Annotated in this window: 14 protein-coding genes and 1 riboswitch; of the genes, 10 read left to right on the top strand and 4 right to left on the bottom strand. The window is 34.1% G+C overall.

The features are described from left to right. Nucleotides 1–201 precede the first annotated feature (201 nt). Together NSS74_RS14925 and NSS74_RS14920 are read right to left on the bottom strand one after the other, a co-directional pair. On the bottom strand, nucleotides 202–654 hold the full coding sequence (locus NSS74_RS14925) for a VOC family protein (protein ID WP_340813872.1): 453 nt from the start codon (nucleotides 652–654) through the stop codon (nucleotides 202–204). A 280-nt stretch (nucleotides 655–934) separates the two neighbouring features. Further along, nucleotides 935–2164 (bottom strand): aspartate kinase, encoded by a 1230-nt coding sequence (locus tag NSS74_RS14920; RefSeq protein WP_002141239.1) that lies wholly within the window; start codon nucleotides 2162–2164, stop codon nucleotides 935–937. Between the two features lie 201 nt (nucleotides 2165–2365). Next, a riboswitch (Lysine riboswitch) is annotated at nucleotides 2366–2552 on the bottom strand. 192 nt (nucleotides 2553–2744) lie between these two features. Between NSS74_RS14920 and NSS74_RS14915 the strand changes: the two genes are divergently transcribed. Genes NSS74_RS14915 through NSS74_RS14905 form a run of 3 tightly spaced genes read left to right on the top strand, consistent with a single transcriptional unit; the run spans nucleotide 2745 to nucleotide 5900 of the window. Then, on the top strand, nucleotides 2745–3653 hold the full coding sequence (locus tag NSS74_RS14915) for a DoxX-like family protein (RefSeq protein ID WP_149190339.1): 909 nt from the start codon (nucleotides 2745–2747) through the stop codon (nucleotides 3651–3653). 4 nt (nucleotides 3654–3657) lie between these two features. Next, nucleotides 3658–4269, top strand: coding sequence for a DUF4166 domain-containing protein (locus NSS74_RS14910; protein ID WP_002141241.1), 612 nt, complete (start codon nucleotides 3658–3660; stop codon nucleotides 4267–4269). Nucleotides 4270–4274: 5 nt separating this feature from the next. Further along, complete coding sequence (locus NSS74_RS14905; RefSeq protein WP_340813870.1) at nucleotides 4275–5900, top strand: YndJ family protein; 1626 nt, start codon at nucleotides 4275–4277, stop codon at nucleotides 5898–5900. Nucleotides 5901–5928: 28 nt separating this feature from the next. Here NSS74_RS14905 and NSS74_RS14900 read toward each other — a convergent pair whose 3' ends face one another. Continuing rightward, nucleotides 5929–6414, bottom strand: a complete 486-nt coding sequence (locus NSS74_RS14900; protein WP_215601025.1) for an 8-oxo-dGTP diphosphatase — start codon at nucleotides 6412–6414, stop codon at nucleotides 5929–5931. 168 nt (nucleotides 6415–6582) lie between these two features. On the opposite strand from NSS74_RS14900, the gene NSS74_RS14895 reads away from it, so the two are divergent. From NSS74_RS14895 to NSS74_RS14880, 4 genes are all read left to right on the top strand, one after another. Next, on the top strand, nucleotides 6583–7827 hold the full coding sequence (locus NSS74_RS14895) for an N-acetylmuramoyl-L-alanine amidase (RefSeq protein WP_002031248.1): 1245 nt from the start codon (nucleotides 6583–6585) through the stop codon (nucleotides 7825–7827). A gap of 255 nt (nucleotides 7828–8082) precedes the next feature. Next, complete coding sequence (locus NSS74_RS14890) at nucleotides 8083–9495, top strand: S-layer homology domain-containing protein (protein ID WP_149190342.1); 1413 nt, start codon at nucleotides 8083–8085, stop codon at nucleotides 9493–9495. Nucleotides 9496–9692: 197 nt separating this feature from the next. Beyond that, nucleotides 9693–10955 carry an MFS transporter gene (locus tag NSS74_RS14885; RefSeq protein WP_002193108.1) on the top strand — a complete coding sequence of 421 codons (1263 nt, stop codon included), beginning with the start codon at nucleotides 9693–9695 and terminating at the stop codon, nucleotides 10953–10955. A gap of 28 nt (nucleotides 10956–10983) precedes the next feature. After that, nucleotides 10984–11262, top strand: a complete 279-nt coding sequence (locus NSS74_RS14880; RefSeq protein WP_002135550.1) for a hypothetical protein — start codon at nucleotides 10984–10986, stop codon at nucleotides 11260–11262. Between the two features lie 19 nt (nucleotides 11263–11281). Here the strand turns inward: NSS74_RS14880 and NSS74_RS14875 are convergent, their stop codons facing one another. Further along, a complete protein-coding gene (locus tag NSS74_RS14875) occupies nucleotides 11282–11746 on the bottom strand; it encodes a hypothetical protein (RefSeq protein ID WP_002086342.1) in 465 nt (154 codons plus the stop codon). A gap of 89 nt (nucleotides 11747–11835) precedes the next feature. Here NSS74_RS14875 and NSS74_RS14870 point away from each other — a divergent pair, with 89 nt between their 5' ends. The 3 genes from NSS74_RS14870 to NSS74_RS14860 all read left to right on the top strand — a co-directional run bounded on the left by NSS74_RS14870 (nucleotide 11836) and on the right by NSS74_RS14860 (nucleotide 14003). After that, the gene (locus tag NSS74_RS14870) at nucleotides 11836–12144 is read left to right on the top strand and encodes a hypothetical protein (protein WP_033708992.1); all 309 of its coding nucleotides are present in this window, start codon (nucleotides 11836–11838) and stop codon (nucleotides 12142–12144) included. A 327-nt stretch (nucleotides 12145–12471) separates the two neighbouring features. Further along, nucleotides 12472–13284, top strand: coding sequence for a polyphosphate kinase 2 family protein (locus NSS74_RS14865; protein WP_159146437.1), 813 nt, complete (start codon nucleotides 12472–12474; stop codon nucleotides 13282–13284). 179 nt (nucleotides 13285–13463) lie between these two features. Beyond that, nucleotides 13464–14003: a PadR family transcriptional regulator gene (locus NSS74_RS14860; protein WP_002086322.1), complete on the top strand. Its 540-nt coding sequence runs from the start codon at nucleotides 13464–13466 to the stop codon at nucleotides 14001–14003. The last annotated feature ends 27 nt before the right edge of the window (nucleotides 14004–14030 follow it).

Below are 14030 nucleotides of genomic sequence, written 5' to 3'. Positions count from 1 at the left end.
AGCTGTTTGTATAGAGTCTTGAAATCTATGTGTAAAATGATAATAAAGTTATTTAATTTTAAAAGCTCAAACGAGTATAGCCCCGTTCTAAAGTTAGGACGGGGTTGAAAATCTAAGTTTTATTGAATAAGAATTTTCTTCAAATATTTTTACTTCAGTAATGTATATTTCAGTAAAGGCCTTTTATAAAACGTCACTTACTTATTTGTTACTGAGTTGTTCCGCCAAACCGATTAGAATTCCTTCGGTTCCACGAATGTAGCAGAGTCGATACGAGTTCTCATACTGAACTACTTCTCCAACGAGCTGAGCACCATGCTTAGTAAGTCTGGATACCATTTCGTCAATGTCCTCGACGGTGAACATGACGCGCAGATAACCGAGGGCGTTTACAGGAGCTGTCCGGTGATCTGCTATAGTAGGTGGGGTGAGAAATCGCGAAAGTTCAATTCGGCTGTGACCATCTGGCGTAACCATCATAGCAATCTCTACGCACTGAGAACCGAGTCTAGTTACGCGACCAGCCCATTCACCTTCGACAGTAGCTCGCCCTTCGAGTTTTAATCCAATCTCCTTGAAGAAAGAGATTGCGTTATCAAGAGATTCTACAACGATGCTGACATTGTCCATTCTTAGTAATCTGTTGTTGGCCATAGTCTTTATCTCCTTATGTGTAAAAATTTATCCCGCTATTTGCGGGCAATAAGACTCCCACCTCAAAATTCGGCGAATGCGAGGAAGTTAGGTGGGAGATAACTGCCCGATTGTTGAATAGAATGACTTGCTTCCGTTTTTTAACAATTTTATTGTTCTTCAAACGACTTTATTTTAAACTAAATAACCTTTTTCTCACTTTCCACTATGCAAACAGCTTTCTATTTATATAGGAAGGAAATAGATTCATATAATTTGTTGTAAGTTTTACTGGTGGAAATTAAATCATTTGCACTAAAGGTTCAATTTTCGCCATAAATGATTGATGAAGTGCTTCAACACCCGTTACTAAATGAAGACGGTCAATAACGACAGATACTTTAATTTCTGATGTACTTACCATTTTAATATGAATATCTTCTTCTTTTAAAGTAGTGAACATATTCGCAGCAACTCCTGGGTTAGATACCATACCAGATCCTACAATTGATACTTTTGCTAAATGATTTTCATGTTCTACAGATTCGTAGTGAAGTGCTTCTTGATTTTGTTCCAATACTTCTAATGTTTCTCTTAAATCATTAGAATGGATTGAGAATGAGAGGTGAACAGTTCCTTCATTTGTAATACTTTGAATAATAATATCCACATTAATATGTGCTGCTGCTAATGTAGAGAAAACTGTTGAAAGTGCACCTTGTTCTAATCCTTTAATTGTGACGCGTGTAATATTATCCTCAAATGCAATACCTTTAACGATTGATTGTTGTTCCATGTTACATTCTCCCCTTACAATTGTTCCGTTTTCTTGTTCCATACTTGAGCGAACTTCTAAAATTACATTATGATTTTTAGCAAATTCAACAGCGCGTGGGTGTAATACGCCAGCACCGAGGTTGGCAAGCTCTAACATTTCGTCATAAGAAATTTCATCTAATTTATAAGCATCTTGTACAACTCGTGGATCAGTCGTATATACGCCGGTCACATCCGTATAAATATCACATTTTTTTGCTTTTAGTGCAGCAGCTAATGCGACAGCAGTCGTATCAGAGCCACCGCGGCCAAGTGTGGTAATTTCATTTTCTTCACTTACTCCTTGGAAACCAGCTACTATAACAATCGTGCCTTCAGTAAGGTGAGACTGAATACGAGTAGTGTTAATGTCAATAATCCGTGCACTACTATGTACAGATTCTGTCGTAATACCAGCTTGCCATCCTGTTAATGAAATTGCGTTATAACCTTTTGTTTGTAGTGCCATTGTTAATAATGAAATGGTTACTTGTTCTCCTGTAGATAGGAGCATATCCATTTCACGTTTACTTGGATTTTCAGTAATAGCGTTAGCAAGTGCTACAAGTTTATCCGTACTTTTTCCCATTGCTGAAACGACAGAGACAATACTATGTCCTCGTTCATATTCTTCAATAATTAAATTTGCTACATGTTGAATGCGTTCGACGCTTCCGACAGAAGTACCGCCAAATTTTTGTACAATCGTTTCCATTACGAATTCCTTCTTTCGTCCATTTTTAAGAATAGGTTAGGACATATACAAATCCCAATATTCCTGTAGTTACCAGAGAGAAAAACAAAAAACACCATCTCAAATAAGTGAGGATGGTGCTGTTACAGGAAAAGGGAAACAGAAAACGGAGCTAATAAAAAAACCGCCAAAAAAGGAATATCATAAAAATGATATCTCTTTTTTGTAGATAGCTCTTCATACGTACACGTCTGTACATATGACAGTTCTGTTTCTATTCGAAAACAGCCCCAATTGATAAATGCAGAGAAATTTATCAATTTCGGCAACACTTCCTTTCCTCTAAAATCATAGACATCTCTGTGTCTCCTTTAGAATACTTATAAGCGTTGCAACCTCTATCTCACGTTTTAGGCGAGAGTGTATGATTTATGAAGTTGTTGGTAACATTTGTTTTATAATAATTTAAATTTTTCAGGGAATCAAGTGTTTTTTGTATTTTTTTGAAATTCTATCTTTTTATTAAATTAGTTTGTGAAAAATGTAGCAAAATCGATTCATTGCATGTACATTGAAAATATAGCGCATGGGAGGTGGAAGGATGGGGAAGAAAAAGCCTATTTATGTAGCCACAGAAATGAACACAACAATGGAGAAACTATGGGCATATACACAAGAGCCTGATATACATACAGAGTGGGATGCTCGTTTTACTGAGATTTCGTATTTAGAAAAAAAAGAGGGAGAACCACAGAAGTTTTTATATAAAACAAAGATCGGATTTGGACTTGAAATAGCCGGAGAAGGGGAATCGATAGGTGAAATAAGAAAAGAAACTGGAGAAAGCATTTCCTCTTTAAAATTTTGGACAGACAATCAATTATCACTTATACAAATAGGGCGTGGTTATTGGAAGTATACACCGAATGAAGAACATATTCATTTTGAAACGCAATATGATTATGATACGAGATTTGGTCGTATAGGAAATGTGATAGATTTATATGTTTTTCGTCCACTATTAGGTTGGGCGACAGCATGGAGTTTTGATGCTTTAAAATTATGGTTAGAAAAGGGACTTCATCCTAAGTTGCTAATTAGAAGAACGATGACGTATTGGCTAGTTTGCTTTTTATTTGCTTTCGTATGGTTATATCAAGGGATTGTACCGAAATTGATGTTTACTCATTCAGAAGAAGTAAAGATGCTTTCAGCACTAATCGGATCGAATGAAAGTAGTATTTTTATACTTAAAATAGTTGGATTTTTAGAAATAATATGGGGTGTTATGTGGCTATTGCCACTTCAAAAGCGAAAACTATTTATATTGCATATTATATTGTTGATAGTTTTAACATTAGCGGCAGGATCGACGAATATCGCTAGTTTTACGCAACCGTTTAATCCGATTACATTAAATTTTCTTCTAATAGGGTTATCGATTGTCGGTTATATAAATAGCACGAATTTGCCAAGCGCAAAAAATTGCAAGAGGACGAGAAAGGGATAAGTATATGGTTAATATTTATGAAAGATTATTAGGGGATTCTTATAAAAGGCTTCATCCAAAATTGCAGGAACGATATGCGATAACAAAGGAAAATAGCTTTATTGGGGAAGGGGAAATGGATGAAATTTATGGAGGATCTTTTTTCGTTAAATTAATATTAAAAATTACATCGAAGTTTCGAATGTTTTTCTCTGAGCGAGGGCAAAAAGTTCCGTTTGTGATACATAATACCGCTGAGCGAGATGAACATGGAAATGAGTTTGTACGGTGGAATCGTACTTTTTATTTTCATAATAAGAAAAGATATTTTAACGCTGTTATGCAGTTGGATGAAGAGAATAATGAAATTGTAGATTATTTTGGTGAGCCACATTTACTCGTTTCTACATTGAATTTTTATATTGATGAAAAAGGCGGGATGCATATTTCTTCAAAGAAACAATGGTTTTTTATGTTTGGAAGAAAAATCCCGTTACCAAAATTTTTATATGGAGAGGCAAAAATTGTTGAAAGTTATGATGATGCACTGCAATGTTTTCGAATTCATGTACAAGTACGGAATCCGTTAATTGGTTCGTTATTTTCATATAAGGGAACATTTGTGGAAAGGGAATAAACGATATGAAAAATATACTATTTGGGCTTGCTTGCTATATTATTTTTCTAATATGTGAGTGGTCAAATGTAAACCCAGTTGAAGCAATTATTTTATTATCTATTTTGTTATTTATACCGATGTCTTTTTGTATTATTGACAAGAAAAAAAGAAATGGATCGTATGCATTATTTTATAAATTTGTATCGTTTTTATATCCAATCGCAGCAATCAGTGCAATGCTAGCTTTCGTAACAAATCACTATTTCTTTGCGCTACTTTGGTTTGCATATACAGGAATCGTTGCGTTATTTGGTGTAAGTAGATTGTTAGAAAGAGGATGGAAACCGATAGAAGAGACGGCTATCGATAGTGCGTTTATTTATTTGTTTTTAGGTGGTTTTTGGTTTTTTGCTTCAGTAGCAAAGGTTTCAATTATGCACTTTAGTTCTGACATTGTTTTACTTACAGCGGCACACTTTCATTACTCGGCATTTCTATTGCCGTTATCAGCTGGTTTACTTGGAAGGAAAAGAGAAAAGAGAAGTAAAGTGTATGATGCTATTATGTTTATCATAGTCATTTCACCTATGACAGTTGCGATAGGAATTACATACTCAAGGATATTTGAATTTTTTGCAGTGTTCATATATTTATGTGCGATTTATGGATATGGAGTTTACGTGTGGAGAACGAAATTCAATGCTATAAGTGCAAAGATTCTCCTTACTCTTTCATCCAGTACACTTATGGTAACAATAATGTTTTCACTCATATATTCATACGGAAATTTCAAACAAGTAATGACGATTACAATTGCACAAATGGTCTGGATTCACGGTGTTGTAAATGGAATTGGAGTAGCGTTACCAGCATTTTTTGGCTGGATGATTGAAAAGAGTACTCCGAATTATAAATATTACGGGAAACCAATGAGCAGGTTAAGAGGAAATGCGACAGTTGGTGAAGTATTTTTACATAACAGAAATTTAATAGATAGCAAGGAATACAAAGGTTTAGTTGATAAAATGAATGATTTTCATAGTGAGGCATTTGACGTGGCGAAGATTCCTTTAAGTATTATTCGTTTCTATGAAAATACAAAAGAGTATGAGTTACAATCGCATATTAAATGGACTCGTTGGTTCCGCCCGGTTGCATTTTGTTATGAGAAAATGAGTAAGCGTGTAGGACAAATACATTTAGGAATGGGCGGCAAGTGGGAAACGATGCATGGCTCTATCATTGGGATAATAGATGAGAAGGATGGAAGAGAAAATGTAAGGGCTTGGCTAAGAAAAAATGAAGCAGGGGAGACAATTTTTGTAGCTCTTTATTCAAAGCATACATACAAGAAAGATAAATATATGAATATCGCATTACCGTTACCATATTCAAATATGACTGGTATTTTGAAGTTATGCAATGATGATAATGCTTTAATCATTACAAGTAAGTTAAGAGAGAATGGCAGGGGAGATGAGGGGATTTATTTACATACTCGTTTCTTTACAATACGTTTACCATTAGCAGAGACTTTTATTATTAAAGAGAGCAAGGATCAAATATTAGAAGCTAATCATAGAATGTGGATATTTGGAGTTAAGTTTTTAGAAATTGATTATGAGATTAAGAAAATAGAGGGAAAGTAAGAAAAGCTTGGAGAGATTCCAAGCTTTTTTATGTATGGGTAATTGTCATAGCAACTTGTTTATTCAAGTCTCGGTCCCAAACACGCTGAATTTCAAACGTACCTTTTTCAAAAAATAATGGGAATCTCTCTTTAAACCAATCTTGCATAGGAAGATTGAGTGCTGTATCAATTGGCACCCATAATAATTCGCCTTCAGGAGGATTCAAAAGGAGTTCACCTTCAAATGAATCTGTCCAATAGTTAAATACCATATATCGAACATTTTCTTTCGGATTTACGTATTCATCTAATCCCTTAAAAGTTAAATTTGAAACAAGTAATCCAGTTTCTTCTTTTACTTCTCTTATAGCGGCTTGAACGATACTTTCTGGGAAATCTACTTTTCCGCCCGGAGCGATGTAACCAGGGAAGCCTAGATGATCGGGGCGTTGTATTAGTAATACTTCATTATTATGCTGAATCATACACATTGTATAAATACGGTGTTCTATATCTTTCCAATTCTTGCTCATACGAATCTCTCCTTTTATAAAATCTTATAGTTTTTTACTATAGTTATTTATGACAAAAAATACAATAATAATACAAAATTATACAAAATGCAATTGACTATTACTAATTTTCAGAACTATAATTATTCTGTTACATAAAACATTGTACTTGAGAGGGGAATATATTCTATGAAAAATAGAATAATCGCAGCAGGAGTAATTGCAGCTAGTATATTATCTTATTCATCTAGTAGTTTTGCACAAACAAAAACGTTTCCAGATGTCCCAGCTAAACATTGGGCAGAAGATTCTATTTACTATTTAGTAGAGAAAGGTGCAGTTAAAGGTAATGATAAAGGAATGTTCGAGCCTGGAAAAGAAATCACTCGTGCAGAAGCAGCTACAATGATGGCTCGAATTTTAAACTTACCAATCGATAATAATGCTAAACCATCTTTCGGTGATTCTCAAAACGAATGGTATACTCCATTCATCGCAGCTGTAGAAAAAGCTGGCGTTGTTAAAGGTAAAGGCCCAGGCGTATTTGATCCAACTGGGAAAATTGACCGAGTTTCAATGGCATCGATGCTTGTTGAAGCATATAAATTAGATGCAAAAGTAAAACAACCGTTACAAACAAAATTTGCAGATTTAAATGATAGTTGGGGAAAAGATAAAGCCAACATTTTAGTAGAATTAAATATTTCACAAGGTATAACTAAAACAGCTTGGTTACCTAATAAAACTGTAACGAAAGCAGAAGCAGCGCAGTTTATTGCAAAGGCTGATTCACTTAAAGTAGGTAATCCTTTAGTAGAACAGATGATTATTATTGATCCAGGTCATGGAGGAACAGATCCTGGGAAAGCAACACAAGGGTTACATGAAAGTGATATTGTATTAGATACATCTAAAAGATTACAAAGTTTACTAGAGAAACATACTCCATTCCGTGTGTTGTTAACGCGTGAAACAGATATTCGTCTTGGTGAAAAGCAAGGTGAAGACCTTAAAAATCGTGTGGATTTCGCGAAAGAACATAATGGAGATGTTTTTGTAAGCATCCATGCAAATGCTTCTAAAAATCATGATGGATATGGAACAGAAACTTTTTATTATAAAGGGTCTGAAAAGAAAGAAGTAAATGAGCGTGAAAAAGATAGTTATATGTTAGCCGATAAAATACAAAAGAGATTAGTTAAAGCTCTAGATACAAGAGATCGTGGTGTGAGAGAAGGAGATCTTTATGTATTAAGAGAAAATGAGATGCCGGCAGTGCTAACGGAGCTAGCATTTTTAGATAACAGCGCAGATTATGAGAAGTTAGCCTCAGAATCTGGAAGACAAATAGCTGCTGAGGCAATTTATGCGGGGATTTTAGATTATTATGAGTGGAAGGGTTTTGATGTTTCAAAATCTCGTTTAACGAAATAACAATGTTGATTGCTAAGCCCATCGTCTATATAGAGATGGGCTTTTTATGTAAGTTTCTGTAATTTTTTATCGGAATAAAAAGATATATCGTATTATGCTGATTATGAATAAAATAATGCTAGATTAGTTTATTTTTATCACGTATACTTTTACTGTTGACTAATTAAGAGTTTGTTAGTTTAATAGGGAAAATTATACGATAAAGGGAGGCAAGTTAACACGGGACAAGCATATATATAACGTGTTAAAAAATTTATGAAAAAAGTTATTTCTAATGTGTTAGCAGTGACAGTCGCACTTCAAGTAGTGATGGCTCCAGCAACTTCGTTTGCAGCTACAAAAGAATTTCCAGACGTTCCGAAAAATCATTGGTCACTTGAAGCGATTACTGATTTAACGTCAAAAGGGGTTATTGCAGGGTACGATAATGGTAAATTTGGCTTTGGAGATGTTGTGACTCGTGAGCAAGTAGCAGCATTAATGTATCGCGCATTAAAACCAGAAGCAAAAAGCGATTATAAAAATCCATACTCTGATATTAGTGCAGGAACGACAATGTTCCCAAAAGAAATTTTGGCATTAACAGATATGGGGATTTTCATAGGTGATGGTAAAGGGACGTTTAGACCGAAAGAATCATTAACCCGTGCTGAAATGTCTGTTATTTTGCAAAGAGCATTTAAATTAGAAGTAAAAGCACCACATACATTTAATGATATAGATGCAACACACTGGTGGGCAAAAGATGCAATTAGTGCATTGCAATCCAATGGTGTATCGGTAGGGAATGGGCTTGGGGGATTTGATCCATCAGGTGTATTAACACGTGAAAGCTATGCACAACTATTATATAAAGCGATGAAAATTAAAAATGATGTTCCCGTTGAACAGCCATCATATATCAATCTAGATGTAACGTTACCATCTAATGTAACAGCGCAAGAGATTGAAGATTTTATTGGGGAATTTCATTCTGACAGTCCCCTTATTGGAAATGGACAAGATTTTATTAAAGCACAAAATGAGTATGGTGTGAACGCTTTATATTTAGCAGCACATGCGATCTTAGAATCTGGGTACGGAAAATCAGAAATTGCATATCGTAAACATAATTTATTTGGGCTAAAGGCATTTGATTGGGATCCATTCGCAAATGCAAAATATTTAACGTCTTACGGGCAAAGTATTTCGTACAATGCTGATTATGTAAGAAAGAACTACTTAGAGAAAGGTGCTCCTCATTTCAATGGTTACACATTACCTGATATGAATGAAAAATATGCAACAGATAAAGCATGGGCTGGAAAAATTGCTAATATTATGGAACGTATTAAGCCTTTCAATAACAAAGATTATCAAAATGTAAAACGATTACCGAAAAACCCTAATACATTAAATGTAGATGCATTAGACGAAACAATTCCATATAAAGATTATGCAAAAGACGCAAAAACTACTGTTCAGTCGGTAGGATCTTACTATCAAGTTCCATTCCCGTTTAACAACCCAATTAAGAGTGTACCAAACGTTACACAAAATGAAGTTGGAAAATTAGAAAATGGTACAAAAGTAAACGTATATCGTGAAGATCCAAATGGCTGGGTAGAATTCTCACTTGAAAATGCTCCAGAAAAATATTGGACATTGAAGAAGAACTTAAAATTATAAAGTGGAAAGGTGTTTTCATATATGAAAACACCTTTTTTATTTATATTCAACACGTAATATTTGTAGATTCATTATGATTTTCTTTTTTATATTTCTACCAATAATTTAACAGTTTCATATATAATTAAAGTTATTAAAGATTGAATTTTCTGTGTTTATCTTCGGGTATTAACTTAATTTGAAAAGAGGAGAGAGATATGCAAGGAGAAATACCAACAGAGAAAAATTTAGGTTATGTCGGTAAATTGTTATTGCCAGTTAAAGTGTCACCGCACTTTAAGTTTTTATGGATTGGACAATTACTTTCGACTTTAGGTAGTTCGATAACGATGGTTATTCTGCCAGTCGTTGTGTATTCATTAACTGGTTCAACAGTTGTAATGGGAATGACTATGGCAATATACATGCTTCCTAATATTCTTGCGTTACCGTTTGCTGGATTAGTCGTGGATCGAATTGACCGGGTGAAATTGATGTTATTTACAGATATAATTCGCTGTATATTAATGCTCTTATTTGCAACACTTATATTTATGGACATTTTAACAATTCCACTTTTATATGTACTTGTTGCATTATATGGACTTATGGAAGGGATATTTCAGCCGGCATATTCAGCTGTAAGAGCGAAAGTATTTGTACCGGAAATTCGAAATGCAGCTAATGCATTAACGCAAATGAGTAATCAAGGAATACGATTAATTGGCCCAGCACTTGGTGGGTTAATAGTATCAGTTACATCTGCAGGGATAGGCTTCGGACTAGATGCAGCAACGTATTTGTTATCATTTTTATGTTTATTATTTTTAAAAGAAATTAAGTTTAAAAAAGTAAAACCCATTGAAAAGAGTAAGATCGATTACAAACAAGAGTTTATGGAAGGTATTTTAGTTTTAAAAAGTCATCCGTGGTTGTGGATTACCATTCTAGTCTTTTCTTTCGTTAATATTTGTTATGCAGGCGTTATCGTTGTATTAATTCCATGGTTGTTTAATGTTCATCATCATTTTGAAGCTTACGTGTATGGTTTAGGTATGGCTGCTTCTGGTGCTGGAGCTGTAATTGCAGCACTAATTTTTGGTGGGAGGCAGCGGTGGCATAAGAGAGGATTACTTGCGTATGGTGGTGTTTTAATTAGTGGAATGGCGTTATTAATTATGCCTTTCGTTTCTTGGGCACCCGCCTTAATTGGATTAATGGCAATTGAAGGATTCGGTATTATGATATTTGGGCTTATTTGGGAAACAAGTTTACAAGAGCTTGTACCAGAAGAAGCTTTTGGAAGAGTGGCAAGTCTTGATATGTTAGGCTCATTTGCTTTATTACCATTAGGGTATGTGGTGGTAGGCTGGTTAGCTACTGTAATAGGTGGAAAGATAACAATTATAATGCTAGCTATTTTAGTACTCATAACTATTGGAATGGCATTGTCTGTACCAAGTATTCGGCGGTTCGATTGATTATGTAGGCAAAAAGGGGGGATGGTATATGACTATAGAAAACCTACATGATTTAGTAGTACATGAGTTGGGATGTAAATACGTTTTGGGAGAAAAGGTATTTGAAGCAAGGAATTTCACGGTGTATATTGCTACTCCTATAGAAAATAAAATGACATATAATCGATTCATCTTAATTAAGCATTTGTCTAATGAAGAGCCTTCAGTACATGTTTGGGACAAGAAAATCTGTGTAGACGCTACAAAAATACATATTGCAAAAGAAGTGACAGAAGCAATTCAATCGGGTTTTGTAAATAAAGAGTAAGCCCTAATCAAATTAGGACTTACTCTTCATTAAACACAAATGTTTGCTTCATTTTTTTACTCTCATGTACTGGATGACCGTTGTAAGAGAAATTCTTTTCTTCCCAAGTAATGACAACTTTAAAATTATGGCTATTAAAGTCTAATGGGAATACCATGTAGTCAAAGCTTGTATGACTTTTTGAAACGTTGTTATTAGATGAAGTAGGATTAAAGGTAGCTTTAGATGTAGGTGTGTTATCAAGTATTTCCACCGATACATTTGCAACATCATTACCAATATTTTTTAAGAGTAAACTATACGTATCATATACACCTTGTTTTGGCTGCACGGCTTGCTTGTTTGAGTTATGAGATTTGTCAATTTCGATATACCACTGTTTAGACTTTGACGCAATTGGTAGTGATTGAAATGTGTATGCACTAGCTTGTATTGGTAGTGCTAAGCAGATTAGTGCAAAGAGAGAAAATATTTTTCGTTTCATCTTTAGAGAGCTCCCATTCTTTAAAGGATTTATTTGTTATTATCTTCTCTTTTTAAGATAATATACCATGTAGTTTAGGGGAGGGTATATTGAAAGAATTAGTAAGTATGGGAAGCGGCATGTTTCTACAACTGTTATTTTTGTATATATTTATTTCTGTTGTTTTATTGGAACTCAATCCATGGTATGCGGTAGTGGTTTATGTGGCTATTGCTATAATCAGTCTTCTGCTAGGAATATACTCGATTGCTTTCCCTATGAAGAGTAGCTTGAATACTATTTTTCTAATACTACCAGATGGAATTATAATAACATTATTTTCAATATTAATTATTGGATTTACAGTGTTTGCTTACTTTTTACGAGAAGGAGATATTCCGGCTGTAATTCGTTTGTAGTATAAGTGAATCGATAGAGCTCCTATCTTTTCGTTATTAATCTTCCCAAGTATGTCACACGCACATTTAAAAAAACAAGGAAACTGTGTAGAGATTTTTCGGCATAGTTTCCTTATTTTGTTTTTTTGATTAATAATAAATGCTTGCTAAAGGATACGAAAAAGCATATCAGGGGGATTAATTTATTAATATAAAGTAGCGTCCAACTTATAAAAGATAGATATAGGTGGAGGGGTACGAGTATTAGTTAAACGAGATATTAATATGAAAATATTACCAATAAATATGTTAAAATAACATTGTCATATAACAAGGGGGATTCGTTTGATGGAAAAAGAGCATCTTGCTAAAGTAGATTTAACGAAAAAAATTGAATCAAAATCTAAGTACAATAAGAAACTTGAAAAATATCAAATGCGCTTATTGGCACTACAGCAAATATTAAAAGAAGAGAAAATAGCCGTTATGATGGTTATGGAAGGTTGGGATGCGGCAGGTAAAGGCGGAGCGATTAAGCGAGTAACTGAACATCTTGATCCGCGTGGATTCCAAGTAAATCCAATTGGGGCGCCTGCTCCTCATGAAAAACGGTATCATTATTTACAACGTTTTTGGCGGAAACTTCCTCAATATGGGCAAATTACTATATTCGACCGTTCATGGTATGGACGTGTATTAGTTGAACGTGTTGAAGGCTTTGCTACAAACGAAGAGTGGACGAGAGCGTATGATGAAATTAATGATTTCGAAAAACTATTAACAGATGATCATTACATAATAGGAAAGTTTTTCTATCATGTTAGTAAAGATGAGCAGTTAAAGAGATTTACAGAAAGAGAGAACAACCCTCTTAAAAGGTGGAAAATTACAGATGAAGACTGGCGAAATCGTGAAAAATGGGATGAGTATGTCGAAGCAATAGAAGACATGTTTGAAAATACAAATAAGCCGAATGCAAAATGGCATATTATCGCGAGTAATGATAAATTATACGCCCGTCTGAAAACATTGAAAGTAATTATTTCATTAATTGAGGATTATTTCTTAGAGCATAATATAGAATTACCTTCTTATTATAATGAAATAAAAGAAGGGAAGAAAAAGAAAATTGGATCTGTGCAAGATGCAGGAGTCAAATAGTAAAAAGGTTTGTATAGGAAATATGAAGGGAAGCTGTCTTGTAATTTGGTTTTACCAAATTACAAGACAGCTTTTTTAGTTAGAAACATTTTACAATTTACAGAATAAGGTATATAATCAACAATCATATTAATATTGTTAATATGATTGTTGATTATATACTGTGTGGGGGTCTTATTTTGAAGGGAAGAGATGTTGTTTTAGGTTTATTAATGGAAAAAGAATTGTCTGGTTATGACATTAAAATTGTGTTTGAGGATGTATTTACTTACTTTTTTGATGGAAGCTTTGGAATGATTTATCCAACGTTACGACAATTGGAAAAGGAGGGGAAAATTAAAAAAGAAATTGTCATGCAAGAAGGGAAACCGAATAAGAAAATGTACTTTATTACAGATGAAGGGCGTGAAGAGTTTTATAAATACATGCAAACGGATGTAGAGAAAGACGTTTTACGTTCAGATTTTTTAATGAGGATGTATTTTGGTAATTATAGTGATGATAGGGCGATAAAAAAATGGATTGAAGACGAAATTGAAAGGAAAGAAGCGTACATTGCGGATCTTCGTTTGAAATATGAAAAATGGAGAGAAGGTATTACTTTCGTTGAAGAAATTTCGCTCGATGTAGGTATTGCATCATATAGTGCACAAGTAGAGATGTTGAAGAGGAAGTTACAGCAATTAGAAGCAAAAGAAAACAATAAAACGGAAGAATGAAAAACACGTTCACAATAAATAAAGGGG

The organism is Bacillus sp. FSL E2-8868, from assembly GCF_038005505.1.
GTDB lineage: Bacteria > Bacillota > Bacilli > Bacillales > Bacillaceae_G > Bacillus_A > Bacillus_A mycoides.
This window is presented reverse-complemented; position numbering and strand designations above follow the sequence as displayed.